General features: G+C 61.6%; 14 protein-coding genes. 11 read left to right on the top strand and 3 right to left on the bottom strand.

Annotated elements, in window-relative coordinates; translation table 11 throughout:
* Nucleotides 1–59 precede the first annotated feature (59 nt).
* The 4 genes from gndA (at nucleotide 60) to QMO82_RS13580 (ending at nucleotide 3,460) form a co-directional block, all read left to right on the top strand.
* Entirely contained in the window at nucleotides 60–1,511 is a 1,452-nt protein-coding gene (gndA, locus tag QMO82_RS13595; RefSeq protein WP_179869691.1) for an NADP-dependent phosphogluconate dehydrogenase, read from the top strand.
* 167 nt (nucleotides 1,512–1,678) lie between these two features.
* The gene (locus tag QMO82_RS13590) at nucleotides 1,679–2,173 is read left to right on the top strand and encodes a GNAT family N-acetyltransferase (protein WP_183607683.1); all 495 of its coding nucleotides are present in this window, start codon (nucleotides 1,679–1,681) and stop codon (nucleotides 2,171–2,173) included.
* 56 nt (nucleotides 2,174–2,229) lie between these two features.
* Nucleotides 2,230–2,739 carry a GNAT family N-acetyltransferase gene (locus tag QMO82_RS13585; RefSeq protein ID WP_183607037.1) on the top strand — a complete coding sequence of 170 codons (510 nt, stop codon included), beginning with the start codon at nucleotides 2,230–2,232 and terminating at the stop codon, nucleotides 2,737–2,739.
* Nucleotides 2,740–2,842: 103 nt separating this feature from the next.
* Nucleotides 2,843–3,460, top strand: a complete 618-nt coding sequence (locus QMO82_RS13580; RefSeq protein ID WP_183607038.1) for a class I SAM-dependent methyltransferase — start codon at nucleotides 2,843–2,845, stop codon at nucleotides 3,458–3,460.
* 13 nt (nucleotides 3,461–3,473) lie between these two features.
* On the opposite strand, the gene QMO82_RS13575 is transcribed toward QMO82_RS13580, so the two are convergent.
* From QMO82_RS13575 to QMO82_RS13565, 3 genes are all read right to left on the bottom strand, one after another.
* Nucleotides 3,474–4,550: a D-alanine--D-alanine ligase family protein gene (locus QMO82_RS13575; RefSeq protein WP_183607039.1), complete on the bottom strand. Its 1,077-nt coding sequence runs from the start codon at nucleotides 4,548–4,550 to the stop codon at nucleotides 3,474–3,476.
* Between the two features lie 33 nt (nucleotides 4,551–4,583).
* On the bottom strand, nucleotides 4,584–5,198 hold the full coding sequence (locus tag QMO82_RS13570) for a C39 family peptidase (protein WP_183607040.1): 615 nt from the start codon (nucleotides 5,196–5,198) through the stop codon (nucleotides 4,584–4,586).
* Between the two features lie 312 nt (nucleotides 5,199–5,510).
* Complete coding sequence (locus QMO82_RS13565) at nucleotides 5,511–6,554, bottom strand: LacI family transcriptional regulator (RefSeq protein WP_183607041.1); 1,044 nt, start codon at nucleotides 6,552–6,554, stop codon at nucleotides 5,511–5,513.
* Between the two features lie 455 nt (nucleotides 6,555–7,009).
* Here QMO82_RS13565 and QMO82_RS13560 point away from each other — a divergent pair, with 455 nt between their 5' ends.
* The 7 genes from QMO82_RS13560 (at nucleotide 7,010) to QMO82_RS13530 (ending at nucleotide 15,978) form a co-directional block, all read left to right on the top strand.
* Nucleotides 7,010–8,245 carry an ABC transporter substrate-binding protein gene (locus QMO82_RS13560; RefSeq protein ID WP_183607042.1) on the top strand — a complete coding sequence of 412 codons (1,236 nt, stop codon included), beginning with the start codon at nucleotides 7,010–7,012 and terminating at the stop codon, nucleotides 8,243–8,245.
* A gap of 150 nt (nucleotides 8,246–8,395) precedes the next feature.
* Nucleotides 8,396–9,301: a carbohydrate ABC transporter permease gene (locus QMO82_RS13555; protein ID WP_027684376.1), complete on the top strand. Its 906-nt coding sequence runs from the start codon at nucleotides 8,396–8,398 to the stop codon at nucleotides 9,299–9,301.
* A complete protein-coding gene (locus QMO82_RS13550; protein ID WP_183607043.1) occupies nucleotides 9,294–10,238 on the top strand; it encodes a carbohydrate ABC transporter permease in 945 nt (314 codons plus the stop codon). The genes QMO82_RS13555 and QMO82_RS13550 overlap by 8 nt, the downstream gene beginning before the upstream one ends.
* Before the next feature lie 4 nt (nucleotides 10,239–10,242).
* Nucleotides 10,243–11,349: an ABC transporter ATP-binding protein gene (locus tag QMO82_RS13545; protein WP_183607044.1), complete on the top strand. Its 1,107-nt coding sequence runs from the start codon at nucleotides 10,243–10,245 to the stop codon at nucleotides 11,347–11,349.
* Nucleotides 11,350–11,576: 227 nt separating this feature from the next.
* Nucleotides 11,577–14,036 (top strand): glycoside hydrolase family 2 protein, encoded by a 2,460-nt coding sequence (locus QMO82_RS13540; RefSeq protein ID WP_183607045.1) that lies wholly within the window; start codon nucleotides 11,577–11,579, stop codon nucleotides 14,034–14,036.
* A 38-nt stretch (nucleotides 14,037–14,074) separates the two neighbouring features.
* Nucleotides 14,075–14,836 (top strand): sugar phosphate isomerase/epimerase, encoded by a 762-nt coding sequence (locus QMO82_RS13535; RefSeq protein WP_183607046.1) that lies wholly within the window; start codon nucleotides 14,075–14,077, stop codon nucleotides 14,834–14,836.
* Between the two features lie 8 nt (nucleotides 14,837–14,844).
* Nucleotides 14,845–15,978, top strand: coding sequence for a Gfo/Idh/MocA family protein (locus QMO82_RS13530; protein ID WP_183607047.1), 1,134 nt, complete (start codon nucleotides 14,845–14,847; stop codon nucleotides 15,976–15,978).
* Nucleotides 15,979–16,172 lie beyond the last annotated feature (194 nt).

Below are 16,172 nucleotides of genomic sequence, written 5' to 3'. Positions count from 1 at the left end.
CGATTAGACCCTTGGCAGACTTGCCGTTTGACCGAGACAGTGCCACAACACCGGTCCAAATGACACATCGGAGGTTTGTCGTGGAAAAGGCAGAAATCGGACTGATCGGCCTTGCGGTCATGGGCTCCAACCTGGCGCTCAACATCGCGGAGAAAGGCAATAAAATCGCGGTGTTCAACCGCACGCCGGAGAAAACCGACGAATTCTACGAGAGCGCCGGCGATCTGAAGAAGCAGATCATTCCTTGCAAGACCATCGAAGAATTTGTCGATGCGATCCGGCCGCCGCGCCCGATCATCATCATGATCAAGGCGGGCGATGCCGTCGACCAGCAGATGGAGGCGCTGCGTCCGCATCTTTCCAAGGGCGACATCATGATCGATGCCGGCAACGCCAATTTCCGCGACACCGTCGCCCGCTTCGACCGCCTGAAGAATACCGATCTGACCTTCATCGGCATGGGTGTTTCCGGCGGCGAGGAAGGTGCACGTCACGGCCCGTCGATCATGGTCGGCGGCACCGAGGAATCCTGGAAGCGGGTCGAGAAGGTGCTGACCTCGATTGCCGCCCGCTACAATGACGAGCCCTGCGTCGCCTGGCTCGGCAATGACGGTGCCGGCCATTTCGTCAAGACCATTCATAACGGCATCGAATATGCCGATATGCAGATGATCGCCGAAATCTACGGCATCCTGCGTGACGGCCTCGGCAAGAGTGCCTCCGACATCTCCGGCATCTTCGGCGAGTGGAACAAGGGCCGGCTGAACTCCTACCTGATCGAGATCTCCGAGAAGGTGCTTGCCGCCAACGACCCCGTCTCCGGCGGTCCGATGGTCGATATGATTCTCGACAAAGCGGGCCAGAAGGGCACCGGCAAATGGTCGGCGATCGAGGCGCAGAACATGGGCATTCCGGCAACGGCGATCGAAGCCGCGGTCGCTGCCCGCAGCCTTTCCTCGATGAAGTCGCAGCGCGAAGCCGCCGAAAAGATCTTCGGCACCCAGGCTGTGTCCTTCCCGATCGCCTACGGTCCCGAGCTCAACAAGGATCTGGAGCTGGCGCTGTTCGCCGCCAAGATCGGCGCCTATGCGCAGGGCTTCGCGGTGATGGCGGAAGCCTCGCGCGAGTTCAACTGGTCGCTGCCGATGCCGACGATCGCCCGTATCTGGCGCGCCGGCTGCATCATCCGCTCGCAGTTCCTCGACGAGATCACCTCGGCCTTCACCAAGGCCCCCGATGCCGCGAACCTGATCGTCACGCCGGCCTTCTCGGAAATGGTCAAGGAATCGATCCCGGCGCTTCGCCGCGTCGTCGCTGCTGCGATTTCGGCCGGCCTGCCGGTGCCGGCGCTGACCTCGGCGCTCACCTATTTCGATGCCTATCGCCAGGGCAGGGGAACGGCCAACCTCATCCAGGCACAGCGCGACTTCTTCGGCGCCCACGGCTTCGACCGCCTGGATGGCAAGGATTTCCACCACGGCCCCTGGGGCAGCGGTGCGGCAACCTTCTGAGGTTAGCCGACAAGAGATCAAGGAAGAGCCCGGCCGTCGTACCGGGCTTTTTCGTGGTTGCTGCCTCATGCTATCACCAGCAATCTTCGCTTGGGATCTGCGGTACTTCGCTTCAATGGAATAAGACATTGTTTGCAAGCGACAACGTGGCCGAGGAATTGACCGAGATGCTTATCCGAGACGAAACGCCGGAGGATATCGACGCGATCCATGATCTGACCTGGACCGCCTTCAAGCCGATGCCTTACAGCGACGGGACGGAAGCGGAGATTGTCCGAAGACTTCGCCAAAACGGCGATCTAACGATATCGCTGGTCGCTGCGCAGGACGGCGAGATGCTGGGGCATGTCGCGTTTTCACCTTTTACGATCGACGGCGCGCATGATGGCTGGTTCGGGCTGGGGCCGATATCGGTGAAGCCGGAGAGACAGCGGCAGGGGATCGGCAAGGCGCTGATTGCCAGGGGTCTCGAACTGCTGAACGAAAAGGATGCCAGCGGATGTGCCCTGATCGGCAATCCCGACATCTATAGCCGTGCCGGTTTCAGCAGTGACGGGCAACTGAAGTACCTCGACCTCGATACGCGGCTCGTGCAGCGGATTGTTTTTCGCGGATCCCCGCCAAGCGGGACGTTGCAATTCGCCCCGGCATTTGAAAGCTAGGATATTCCCTTCAAGGGTCGAAACTCCAAACCCAAGCTGACAGAGAAGGCGACGGTATGTCCGAAACGGGCGCGATGACCATTCGAACCCAGCGTCTCAGGCTTCGCATGCCCGAGATCGACGATTTCGCCGCCTATGCGCAGCTGATGGCGTCGCCGCGATCGGTCGGAATGGGCGGGCCGTTTGATCTGCGCGCGGCGTGGGGGATGTTCTGTCATGAAGTCGCTCTCTGGCAGCTTTTCGGGCACGGGGCACTGACGATCGAACTCGGCGAAACCGGCGAATGCGTCGGTCAGGTGGGGATCAATCATGGACCACTCTTTCCTGAGAAGGAGCTCGGTTGGTTCGTCTATGAGGAATATGAGGGCAAGGGTTATGCCACCGAAGCAGCCTCGGCGTTGCGCGACTGGGCCTTTGCGACGCTGAAGCTACCATCACTCGTCAGCTATATCGCTCCCGGCAATGCGGCTTCCGTTGCCGTTGCGGAACGGCTGGGTGCGCGCCTTGATCTCACCGCGGCCCGAAGTGATCCCAAGGATCTCGTCTACCGTCACCTGCCTTTCTGAAAAGAGAACATGGTCGGTGGCGCCGTGCGATTGGTTGCAGGCGTCTCAGTTCCTACATGTCAATCGGCCAGACAACGGGCTTCGCAAGAGATGGTGATATCGGATGACGGGCGCGACGCGGGAACACTGGGACGATGTCTACCGTACGAAAGCTGCCGATAGCGTCAGTTGGTATCAGCCGACGCCAGGGCCTTCCTTGCGAGCGCTTGACGAGCTGCACCTGCCGGCCACGACCTCGCTGATCGACGTGGGCGGCGGCGCATCGAACCTTGTCGACCGGCTTGTCGAGCGCGGGTGGTCTGATCTCACCGTTCTCGACATCGCCGCGCCGGCGCTCGAGGTCGCCAAGGCGCGGCTGCAGAATGATGCCGGCCGGGTTGCTTGGGTGGTTGCCGACGTCACGGCATGGCAGCCCGATCGCCATTACGATGTGTGGCATGACCGTGCCGTCTTTCACTTCCTCACCGAGCCCGAGCAGCGGCTGGCTTATCGTCGTGCGCGCGAAATCGGCACGGCGCCGGGCAGTTTCGTGATCATCGCGACCTTCGCCCCGGATGGGCCGGAACGGTGCAGTGGCTTGCCGGTCCAGCGTTACGACGCGGCCGCCCTTGCGGCAGAATTCTCGCCCGCCTTCACGCTTCAGCGCGACTGGCGCGAGGACCACGCAACACCCGCTGGTGGCCGGCAATCCTTCCAGTGGTGCGTTTTTAGGAGGCGCTAAACGCGCCGCCCCCTCAGCCGGCTCGGCCGGCGCGCGCCAGGCCGTGATCGACGAGGCCGTCGATGATGTCGCTGTAAGGAACGCCGCTTGCCGCCATCGCCTTGGAATACATGCTGATATCGGTGAAGCCGGGGATGGTGTTGATTTCATTGACGAGGAACTGCATGTCATCGGTCAGGAAGAAGTCGACGCGGGCCATGCCGTCGCAGCCGACAGCCCGGAAGGCTCTGGCGGCTACGTCGCGCATGGCCGCCTCGACCTCCTGCGGCAGTTCGGCCGGGACTTTCAGAGCCGCGCCCTTCTCGTCGATATATTTGGCATCGTAGCTGTAGAAGCCGTGACTTTCCGCAGGCACGATCTCGCCCGGCCGGGAGACGAAGAGTTCTCCCGCCGCATCTTCCAGCACGCTGAATTCGATCTCGCGGCCGCGCACGAATTCCTCGGCAAGCAGGATTCGATCATGGCGGAAGGCCTCAGTAAGGGCGGGCGCGAATTCCTGGCTGGCATGGACCTTGGCGACGCCGACCGACGATCCTTGCCGCGCCGGCTTGATGAACAGCGGCAGGCCGAGCTCGGCTTCGAGGGCTGCCAGCGAAGGGGCGGCACCCTTGTGGACGGTCACCGCACGCGCCACCGGCAGGCCCGCGGCCCTCAGCAGGCGTTTGGCGATGTCCTTGTCGAGTGCTGCGGCCGAGCCGAGGATGCCGCAGCCGGCGAACGGAACGCGGGCCACCTCCGCCACGCCTTGCACTGAGCCGTCTTCGCCATGCGGGCCGTGCAGCACGGGAAACAGGATGTCGATCCTTGCCAGCTCATGCGGTGCGCCATGGGCAGGCATCGCCAGCATCCGGCCCTGTCCCCCCGGCACGAGGCAGATTTCCGTTCCTGACGAAGGTGTCGCCAGCGCGCCGTCCTCAAAACTGCTCAGCAGCCATTGTCCCTCTTTGGTGATGAAGATGGGGACGGCGTCGTATTTCTCGGGCTTGAGCGCTCCCATGACATTGGTTGCCGAGAGCACGGAGACGTCGTGCTCGGCCGAGCGGCCGCCGAAGAGCACGGCAATGCGCAGCCTGTTTGGGGAAGGGGTCATGAAAGCCTCCGAAACGATCTGGTGTTGAAAAGGTCAGGCACTTACCGAAATGCCGCGACCCGCAAAGAAGCGGTCGAAGACGGCAAGCGGCAGGGTGACATCAGCCTGGCTCGCCGCGTCGTGGCCGGAGGGATTGTGGAAGCGGATCGCCTCCTCGCTGGCGGCCGTCACCAGCACCAGATGCCCGCCCTTTGACGGCGGTTCGCGCTCCGGCCAGCGGATGGCCGAATGCACCGAGGCGATGAAGAAGCGGCGCTTCGACAAAAGCTCCGGAATGGTCGATGTCTCGACATTGGTCATCGTCTCCGCGCCGAGCCCGAAATGGTCGGCGACGAAGCGGACGAAGGGTGCATAGATCAGCCCCTTGATCGAAGCGTCGATCTCGTTGACGACATAACCGCCATAACGCGTGCAGGCGCGGGCAAGCTCGAAAGTCGGATGGATCTCGCCGCGGGCGGCAAGGATCATCTTCAGGCAGGCCATGCCGCAGACATTGACTGCCCAGCGCGCATATTCCTCGATCGTCGCGGCGCCCGATTGATGCCAGAGCGGGTCGCCGAACAAGGCCTGTGATCCTTCGGCCAGCACCGGCAGCGTCATCCCGGGTGTTTCCCATTGGCTGAAATAGGGCACGCCGCTCTGCTGCATTATCGATATCCCCCGTGACTCATCTCATGGAATGGCCGGCAATCTTGGCTTTTTCGAGCCGATGTGTTCTTGCGAATCCCAAGGCAGGGTATGTTCCAGCCATTGCGCGAGCGGGTGCTCGGCGTGGCGGCAACGTTGATGCAAGAAGCAGCGTCGCGGCGTGTCCTTCGAGGCTCCGCCCTGCGGCTGCGGGCCTCAGGATGAGGGATGTTGAGGGGCCGCGCTCAAGGGTAGGGCGCTAATCCTACGTGTTTTCAATGGTGGCGTCGCTTCGCCAATTGCCATCCCGCTTATGTCCTTTCTCACCATCGCCTACCTCCCACTTTCCGGCCAGGTCGGCTGACTGATGCTCTGCAGCAGTTCCGGTTCGATGCCGTCGATGCGGGCGATGACGGCTTTGGCCATTTCGCGGCCGGCCTGGCGCACGTCTTCCTGGGCGGTGATAATCTCGGGGCGGATCCAGTTGAGGATCGGCACCGATTGTTTGGAGACCATGTCGAGGTCGCGGCCGAGCGCCTTGCCGGCGGCTTCGATGCCGGCATTGACGGCGATGGCCGCGCTGCCGGCGGAACAGACGATGCCGTCGGGCGCATTGGCCGAGCGCATCATCACCTCGACGACGTCGCGGATGTCGGCGAGCGGGGCGTCGGTGTTGACGCGCAGTGGCACTTCCTCGGCGCCGTAATCGTGCAGTCCGGTCTGGAAGCCGATGCGGATATGGGCGTAGTAGGTGAGCTTGCTCGGCGGCTGCAGCAGGGCGATGCGGCGGCGGCCGCGCTTGACGAGCTTTTCCACCGCCTGATGGGCGAAGGCCTCATTGTCGAAATCGTGGAAAGGGTGCGTCAGACCCGCATCGGTGCGCCCATGTGTGGCAAAGGGCATGCCGCGCTCGCTCAAGAGCCGCACGCGCGGATCGTCCGGCTCGATGCGCGAGATGATGACGCCGTCGGCCGAGCCGGTATCGAGGATATAGCGCACCGGCAGCATCGGGTCCTTGCTGTGGGAATGCGGCGTGATGACGATATGATAGGGCGTGCCGGACAGGACCTCGGAGATGCCGAAGACCATCTGGCTCGAGAAGCCCATGATCTCCTCGTCAATGCTGAGGACGAGGGCGATGACATTGGTCTTGCCGGTGCGCAGGCGCACGCCCGCTCTGTTCGGCTGGTAGCCGAGCTGGCGGGCCACCATGCGCACCCGCTCCTTGGTTTCCGCCCCGATGTCGGGCGCATCTTTCAGCGCGCGCGACACCGTCGTGACACCAAGGCCGGTCATGAAGGCGATGGTCTTCAATGTCGGACGCTCGCGCGTCGCCGGCGCCGATGCCGTTTGCTCGAAATTTCCCTTGTTTTCCATCCCTGTAGGCCTGCCTCGCGCGAATTGGTGTCGCTTATAGAGGCTTTTTCAAGCGCCGTAAGCCCGCCGCCTGCCAAAATCGCGCCTCCCTAAGAAAGGCAAATCTGTAACGATACAGTAGAAATGTCGAGTGCTTTTTCTTGTGTGCATTGCGGCATTGTGCGCTTAGGTTGAGTCGGCGATTCGTCCCCCGTTTTTCTGCACCTGCGAAAGGGGTAATATGGACGGTGACGCTAATGAATAAAAATTATCGAACTTATTCAATTGTATATGTCGGAAACGCACGTGCGAAAAGAGCTGATCGACTATCGGTGAAGAGGGTGTGGCGCTTCGATTGAAAACAGGCAGAAGCTGTAATTCCAGTTGATCCGGAAAAATTTTCCGGCGGGCAGTTGCGTGGGGAAATCGATTGATCTAAGTTTTTCCGGTAACGTTTCAGTGAGGGAGGAGAACTCATGAAAATCCGTATAATGGCGGCCATGCTTGCCGCTTCGGTCGCGCTTCCGTTCAGCGCCGCCAATGCCACCGATCTCGAAGTCACGCACTGGTGGACATCGGGTGGCGAATCCGCAGCTGTCGCCGAGCTGGCAAAGGCATTCGACGCCACCGGCAACCACTGGGTCGACGGCGCTATCGCCGGTTCCGGCGGTACGGCCCGTCCGATCATGATCAGCCGCATTACCGGCGGCGACCCGATGGGCGCCACCCAGTTCAACCATGGCCGCCAGGCCGAGGAACTCGTCCAGGCCGGCCTGATGCGCGACCTGACCGACGTGGCGACCGCCGAGCACTGGAAGGACATCGTTCGTCCGTCGAGCCTGCTCGATTCCTGCACGATCGACGGCAAGATCTACTGCGCTCCCGTCAACATCCACTCTTGGCAGTGGCTGTGGCTTTCGAACGCCGCCTTCAAGAAGGCCGGCGTCGAGGTTCCGAAGAACTGGGACGAGTTCGTCGCTGCCGCTCCGGCTCTCGAAAAGGCCGGCATCATTCCGCTCGCCGTCGGCGGTCAGCCGTGGCAGGCGACAGGCGCCTTCGACGTGCTGATGGTCGCGGTCGCCGGAAAGGATACCTTCAACAAGGTCTTCAAGGACAAGGATGCGGAAGTTGCCGCCGGTCCCGAGATCGCCAAGGTGTTCAAGGCGGCCGACGATGCTCGTAAAATGTCCAAGGGCAGCAACGTCCAGGATTGGAACCAAGCGACCAACCTTGTCATCACGGGCAAGGCCGGCGGCCAGATCATGGGTGATTGGGCGCAGGGTGAGTTCGCGCTCGCCGGTCAGAAGGCTGGTACCGACTATACCTGCCTGCCGGGCCTCGGCGTGAACGAGATCATCTCGACTGGCGGCGACGCCTTCTACTTCCCGTTGCTGAAGGACGAAGAGAAGTCCAAGGCGCAGGCTGTGCTTGCCAAGACCCTGCTCGATCCCAAGACCCAGGTTGCTTTCAACCTGAAGAAGGGCTCACTGCCGGTTCGCGGCGACGTCGATCTCGCCGCCGCCAATGACTGCATGAAGAAGGGTCTCGACATCCTGGCCAAGGGCAACGTGATCCAAGGCACCGACCAGCTGCTTTCGGCCGACAGCCAGAAGCAGAAGGAAGATCTCTTCTCCGAATTCTTCGCCAATCCGTCGATGACGCCGGAAGACGCTCAGAAGCGTTTCGCCGGGATCATCGCTTCGGCTGACTGATCGGTAGATTCGCTGCCGGCCGGACGATTTTGGTCGTCCGGGCGGCAGCGAGGTCTCTCCGGTATCTTCAGCAGATTTCGGACGTGGGGACGACAGGCGGCGCCTGCCGTTTCGTCACAGGTCGCAGTTGCGATTTGAGGAGGAGTATTCATGACGGGTCAAGCGCGAGCAGGCCGGCCAAACAAGTTGCTGCGCAATCTGAATGCCAAGATTGCGTCCATCCCGATGATCCTGACGGCGCTGGTGATCTTTGTCGGCGGCACGTTTTGGACGATCTTTTATTCTTTCACCAATTCCAAGCTCCTTCCGCGGTTGAGCTTTGTCGGTTTCGATCAATACCAGCGCCTCTGGGCGGCACCCCGCTGGGTGACGGCGATCGAGAATCTGGCTGTCTATGGCATCCTCTCGCTGATCTTCAGCCTGGTCATCGGTTTCATGCTCGCCGCGCTGATGGACCAGAAGATCCGTTTCGAAAACACCTTCCGCACCATCTTTCTCTATCCCTTCGCGCTGTCCTTCATCGTGACAGGCCTCGTCTGGCAATGGGTTCTGAATCCCGATTTCGGCATTCAGGCAGTGGTGCGCTCGATCGGGTGGACGAGTTTCACCTTCAATCCGCTCTATACGCCTGAAATCGTCATCTACGGCATTCTGATCGCGGCGCTGTGGCAGGGAACGGGTCTCGTCATGTGCCTGATGCTTGCCGGCCTGCGTGGGATCGACGAGGACATCTGGAAAGCGGCACGCGTGGACGGCATTCCGATGTGGAGGACCTATCTCTTCATCGTCATCCCGATGATGCGGCCGGTCTTCATCACGACGATCGTCATCATCGCCTCCGGCATCGTCAAGGTCTACGACCTCGTGGTCGCGCAGACATCGGGCGGACCGGGCATCTCCTCGGAAGTGCCGGCGAAATATGTCTACGACTACATGTTCCAGGCGCAGAACCTGGGGCAGGGCTTTGCCGCCTCGACCATGATGCTCGTCACAGTCGCGATCATTGTCGTTCCGTGGGCCTATCTGGAATTCGGTGGAGGGCGCAAGCGTGGCTGATGTAGGAACTCTCAACACCACTGCCGCCGGCATCGACGCCGTCGCGCCTAAACTCGCCGAAGGCCCCAGCGGCCCCAGGCCGCGCCCGGCGGTGTCGGCGCGCAACATCATGCTCTACGGCACGCTTATCATCGCAGCGCTCTACTATCTGTTGCCGCTCTATGTGATGGTGGTGACTTCGCTGAAGGGCATGCCGGAAATCCGTCTCGGCAACATCTTTTCGCCGCCGATGGAGATCACCTTCGAACCGTGGGTGAAAGCCTGGGCGCAGGCCTGCACCGGGCTCAATTGCGATGGCCTGTCGCGCGGTTTCTGGAATTCGGTGCGCATCACCGTGCCGTCGGTCATCATCTCGATCGCGATTGCTTCGGTGAACGGTTATGCGCTGGCAAACTGGCGCTTCAAGGGATCCGAGCTTTTCTTCTCGATCCTGATCATCGGGGCGTTCATTCCCTATCAGGTGATGATCTATCCGATCGTCATCATCCTGCGCGAAATCGGCATCTACGGTACGCTGACCGGCCTCGTCATCGTCCATTCGATCTTCGGCATGCCGATCCTGACGCTGCTCTTCCGCAACTACTTCGTGTCGCTGCCGGAGGAACTGTTCAAGGCGGCGCGCGTCGACGGGGCGGGCTTCTGGCAGATCTTCCTGAGGATCATGCTGCCGATGTCGCTGCCGATCTTCGTTGTGGCGATGATCCTGCAGGTGACCGGCATCTGGAACGACTTCCTGTTCGGCGTGGTCTTCACCCGGCCGGATACCTATCCGATGACCGTGCAGCTCAACAACATCGTCAATTCCGTTCAGGGCGTGAAGGAATACAACGTCAACATGGCAGCAACGATCCTGACCGGCCTGGTGCCGTTGATCGTTTATTTCGTCTCCGGGCGGCTTTTCGTCCGCGGCATCGCCGCCGGCGCAGTGAAGGGGTGATCACATGAACATGAATTCCAGTGTCTCCAATGCGAGCGTCTCCATCAAGGATCTGTCGCTGAACTTCGGCGCGGTCAGCGTGCTGAAGGATCTGAACCTCGACATCAACGACGGCGAATTCCTCGTGCTGCTCGGCTCGTCCGGCTGCGGCAAGTCGACCTTGCTGAATTGCATCGCCGGCCTGCTCGACGCCTCGGAAGGGCAGATCTTCATCAAGGGCAAGAACGTTACCTGGGAAGAGCCGAAGGACCGCGGCATCGGCATGGTGTTCCAGTCCTATGCGCTCTATCCGCAGATGACTGTTGAAAAGAACCTCTCCTTCGGCCTTCGCGTCGCCAAGGTGCCGCAGGCCGAGATCGACAAGCGCGTGGCGCGTGCGGCCGAGATCCTGCAGATCCAGCCGCTTCTGAAGCGCAAGCCGGCCGAGCTTTCCGGCGGCCAGCGCCAGCGTGTGGCGATCGGCCGGGCACTGGTGCGCGATGTTGATGTCTTCTTGTTCGACGAGCCGTTGTCCAACCTCGACGCCAAGCTTCGCTCGGAGCTGCGCGTCGAGATCAAGCGCCTGCACCAGTCGCTTGAGAATACGATGATCTACGTCACCCACGACCAGATCGAGGCACTGACGCTCGCCGACCGCATCGCCATCATGAAGAGCGGCATCATCCAGCAGCTCGACGACCCGACGACGATCTACAACCGGCCGCGCAATCTCTTCGTCGCCGGCTTCATCGGCTCGCCGTCGATGAATTTCCTGCACGGCGAATTGACGAAAGTGGGCGACGGCATCGCGTTTACAGCCAACGGCGTCAATTTCTCGCTCGCCGGCTACGACGCCTCCGAGACGCTGCAGCCCGGCCGCAAGGTGGTGCTCGGCGTTCGCCCCGAGCACATCAAGGTCAACGAAAACACAGGCGGCGAAGAACATGACGCCACCGTCGATATCGAGGAGCCGATGGGCGCGGACAATCTTCTGTGGCTGAAACATGCCGGTCATACGATGTCGGTACGTGTCAACGGCGCGCGCCGCTTCAATGTCGGCGCCAAGGTGAAGCTCAGCTTCGACATGACGGTCGCCTCGGTGTTCGATGCCGAGAGCGAGTTGCGTCTTTAGAGCGAGTTTGGCGAGAGCGCTAACCCACCCTCCGTCATCCGCGGACTTGACCCGTGGATCTATGCTCGCTGCTGGTGGAAGCGGTTTGGATCCTCGGGTCAAGCCCGAGGATGACGGAGAGTGGGGCGGGCGGAAGGAGCCCGTTCACGGAGCAGGCGCTTGGGGTTGGACATTCGGACGGCAACCAAACGCCGTCCTTTTCAGAATCATAATTCGGAAATGACAACGTGACGCAACAATCGACCCCCTCCGACATCGACCTTTGCGGTTCGTGGCAGCTCACCTCCGTTGATGGCGAGATCAAGAGCGTCATCGCGCTGCCGGGTGACGTGCACACCGCGCTCCACCGCGCAAAGCTGATCCCAGATCCCTATTTCGGCCGCAACGAGGAGAAGGTGCAGTGGGTCGCCCAGCGCGAATGGGCGGTGGAGCGCAGCTTCACGCTGCAGGAGGTCGAGGGCGACTGGTATCTCGATATCGACTATCTCGACACGGTCGCCAGCGTCTACGTCAACGGCTTCCTGGCGCTCGAAGCCGACAACAGTTTCCGCCGCTACCGGCCCGACGTGTCGAGCATGCTGAAACCAGGCGACAACTCGATCCGCATCGTCTTTGCCTCCAATGTCGCCGTCGGCGCCGCGCGGCAGAAGCAGCAGCCCTTCTACATTCCCTACAGCACCGGCAATTCGCCGATCCCCGACGGCAACATGCTGCGCAAGCCGCAATGCCATTTCGGCTGGGACTGGAACATCGCCATTGCGCCGCTCGGTCTCTACGGCACGATCGCGCTGCGTAAGCTGGAGACGGCGCGCATCGAACACGTCGTCACCCGCCAGACCCACAATAACGACGGCTCGGTCGACCTCATGGTGACGGCGAGCCTGTTTGCCAAGCATGCCGGCATCGCCCAGGTCTATTTCGATCTCGACGGCGAGCGCGTGCGTCTCGATGTCGGCGTCAAGGGCGAGACGGATGTCCACCATCTCTTCCATATCGACAATCCGCGTCTCTGGTGGCCCTCCGGCAGCGGCGAGCAGGCGTTCTACAGGCTTTCCGTCGAAACGCCGACGGATGACGTGATCAAGCAGATCGGCCTGCGCACCATCGAGCTGGTCACCACGCCGGACGCGGCTGGCAGCCGTTTTGCCTTCAAGGTTAACGGCCGCGAGATCTTCTGCCGTGGCGCCAACTGGATCCCGGCCGACGCGCTCTATTCGCTGTCTTCGCCCGAGAAGACCGAGGATCTGCTGCAATCGGCCAAGGCCGCCAACATGAACATGATCCGCGTCTGGGGCGGCGGCTTCTATGAGCAGGATCATTTCTATGATCTCTGCGACCGGCTGGGCCTGATGGTCTGGCAGGACTTCATGTTCGCCTGCAACCTCTATCCCTCGACCGAGGACTTCCTCGAGAATGTGACGATCGAGGTCGATTACCAGGTGCGCCGGCTTTCCTCGCATCCCTCGATCGCGCTCTGGTGCGGCGACAACGAGTTGGTGGGGGCGCTGACCTGGTTCGAGGAATCGCGGAAGGACCGCGACCGCTATCTCGTTTCCTATGATCGCCTCAACCGCACCATCGAGCAGGCGGTGAAAAAGGCGCTGCCCGGCGCGCTCTGGTGGCCGTCTAGCCCGGCGTCCGGCTATCTCGATTTCGGCGACGCCTGGCATGCCGACGGCTCCGGCGACATGCATTACTGGTCGGTCTGGCACGAGAACAAGTCGTTCGACAATTACCGTTCGGTGCGCCCGCGCTTCTGCTCGGAGTTCGGCTTCCAGTCCTATACCTCGCTTCCCGTCATCAGGACCTATGCCGAGGAAAAGGACATGAACGTCGCTTCCCCGGTCATGGAGCTGCACCAGAAGAATGCCGGCGGCAATGAGCGCATCGCCGGCACGATGTTCCGCTATTTCCGCTTCCCCAAGGATTTCCCGAACTTCGTCTATCTCTCCCAGATCCAGCAGGGGCTGGCGATCAAGACCGCTGTGGAATACTGGCGGTCGCTCAAACCCCATTGCATGGGCACGATCTACTGGCAGCTCAATGACACCTGGCCGGTCGCCTCCTGGTCGAGCCTCGACTACGGCGGCCGCTGGAAGGCGATGCACTACCTCGTCAAGCGCTTCTTCCAGCCGGTGGCGGTCGCCGCCATTCCTTCCGACGACGGCAAGACGATCCGCTTCTCGTTTGTCAACGACACGTTGGCCGATGTCAGCGCCGATCTTTCGATCTCGATCCTGACGATGAAGGGCGAGCGGAAGCACTTGAAAGACGTGCAGGCCGTATGTTCGCCGGATGCGGCGGTCACGGCTGCGACGATCGATGTCTCCGAAATTGCCGAGGGTACGCTGCTGGCCTGGCAGTTCACCGCGTCGAACGGCATGGGCGGCGAGGGGCACTATGTCAGCGGCACCTATAAGGCGCTGGAGCTGGAGCCCTCGGGTCTGACCGTTACCCACGAATATGTCGAGGCGAGCGGCGCCGTCGACATCAACGTCACCGCCGGGGGACTTGCGCTCTTCGTGATGATCGAGAGCGAGACGGACGGCAAATATTCCGACAACGCCTTCGACCTTGCATCAGGCGAGAGCCGCCGCATCACCTTCACCCCGGCACAACAGCTCGAACGAGGCAGATTGCCGGAATTCCGCTTCTACGACCTGCATTCCTGCCAATCGGCGGATTGATCCTTCCAAGAATGGGCACGAGGCCCAAGGAGACCATGATGACGAAACTCAGCTACCAGCTCTACAGCGCCCGCAACTTCCAGCCCTATTCTGTGATTTTCGAAAAGCTCGGAAAAGCTGGTTATGCCGAAGTCGAGGGCTTCGGCGGCATCTATGCCGATCTCGACGATGCCGGCCTGAACAGCCTTCGCGCCGAGCTCGACAAGAATGGCCTGGTCATGGCGAGTGGCCATTTCAGCCCCGATTTCCTGGAGAAGGAAGTGCAGAAGTCGCTCAACATCGCGGAGATTCTCGGCATGGATTCGATCTATGCGCCGCATCTGGCAGCTGATCAGCGCCCCTCCGATGCCGCCGGTTGGCTCGCCTTCGGCAAGCGTCTGCAGAAGATCGCCAAGCCCTACAAGGATGCCGGCTACGAATTCGGCTGGCACAATCACGATTTCGAATTCGTCAAGCTGGCTGACGGCTCGCTGCCGATCGAGCGCATCTTCGAAGGCGCCCCCGACATTTCCTGGGAAGCCGACATCGCCTGGGTCATCCGTGGCGGCGCCGATCCCTTCGCCTGGGTCGAGAAGCTCGGACCGCGCATCACCGCCGTGCACGTCAAGGACATCGCCCCGGCCGGCGAAGCGACGGATGAGGACGGCTGGGCCGATGTCGGCCACGGCAAGGTCGAGTGGGCCAAGCTGATTGCGGCGCTGCGCGCCACCAAGGCGAAGCACTTCGTCGTCGAACACGACAATCCCAAAGATATCGACCGCAACATCAGCCGCTCGATTGCATCCTTCCAGACTTATTGAGGCACATCATGACCAGGGAACTTGGCGTCGGCATCATCGGATGCGGCAACATCTCCACCACCTACTTCTCGCTCGCACCGCTCTTCAAGGGGCTGAAGGTGCTGGCCTGCGCGGATATCAACGTGCAGGCGGCCGAGGCCCGCGCCAAGGAATATGGCGTCAAGGCACAGACGATCGAGGCGCTTCTCGCCAATGACGAGATCGACGTCGTCGTCAACCTGACGATCCCGGACGCGCATTTTCCGGTGTCGAAGGCGATCCTCGAGGCCGGCAAACATGTCTATTCGGAAAAACCGCTGGTGCTTTCGCTGGAGCAGGGCGAGGAGCTTCGCCGCATCGCCAAGGCGAAGAGCCTTGCCGTCGGCTGCGCGCCCGACACTTTCCTCGGCGGAGCCCATCAGCTCGCCCGCAAGTTCATCGACGACGGCGGCATTGGCCGGGTGACTTCGGGCGCCTGCTACGTCATGAGCCCCGGCATGGAGATGTGGCATCCGAACCCGGATTTCTTCTTCCTGCCGGGCGGCGGCCCGATCCTCGATCTCGGCCCCTATTACGTCGCCAACCTGATCAATCTGATCGGCCCGGTGAAGCGCGTCGGCGCCATCACCTCGATGGCATCGCCGACCCGCACCATCACCAGCCAACCGCGTCACGGCGAAGTCATCCCGGTCAAGACACCGACGACGATCCAGGCGCTGCTTGAATTCGTCAACGGCGCCACGGTGACGCTGGCGGCGAGCTGGGACGTGTGGTCGCATCGCCATGCCAATATGGAGCTCTACGGCACCGACGGCTCGCTCTATGTGCCGGATCCGAACTTCTTCGGCGGCACCGTCGAGGCAAGCGGCCGCGACAAGGACATCAAGCCGCTCGAGGCCTGGGACCATCCGTTCGGCAAGATTAACCAGGAAAGCCCGAACGGATCGCGCGCCAACTACCGCACCGCCGGCCTTGCCGACATGGCGATGGCGCTGATCGAAGGCCGCGACGCGCGCTGCTCGCTCGACCGCACGCTGCACGGCGTCGACGTCATGACCTCGATCCTGAAGTCGGGCGAGGAGGGCCGTTTCATCGAGCTGACGACGACCTGCACGCAGCCGGCGGCGCTGGGTATCGAAGAGGCGCAGGCGCTGTTGAAGTGATAGGGTACGCCTGGGGTCTGCGGATCGCCAGGTACGCCCTCCGAACGTCATCCTCGGCCTTGTGCCGAGGATCTGCAAACCAGGCGGCGAATGCTCGGTATCGATTGATCGCAGGCACTCTTGAAAGAACTCGCGCGTTCGCTTGCCGTTTCAGCGCGCTTGTTCCAATAGCTCTGTCATGCCTGGGCTTGGTC

The organism is Rhizobium sp. BT04, from assembly GCF_030053135.1.
GTDB classification, from domain to species: Bacteria; Pseudomonadota; Alphaproteobacteria; order Rhizobiales; family Rhizobiaceae; genus Rhizobium; species Rhizobium binxianense.
Note: the sequence above shows the minus strand (reverse complement) of the source record. Positions and strands in the feature narration are given on the sequence as shown.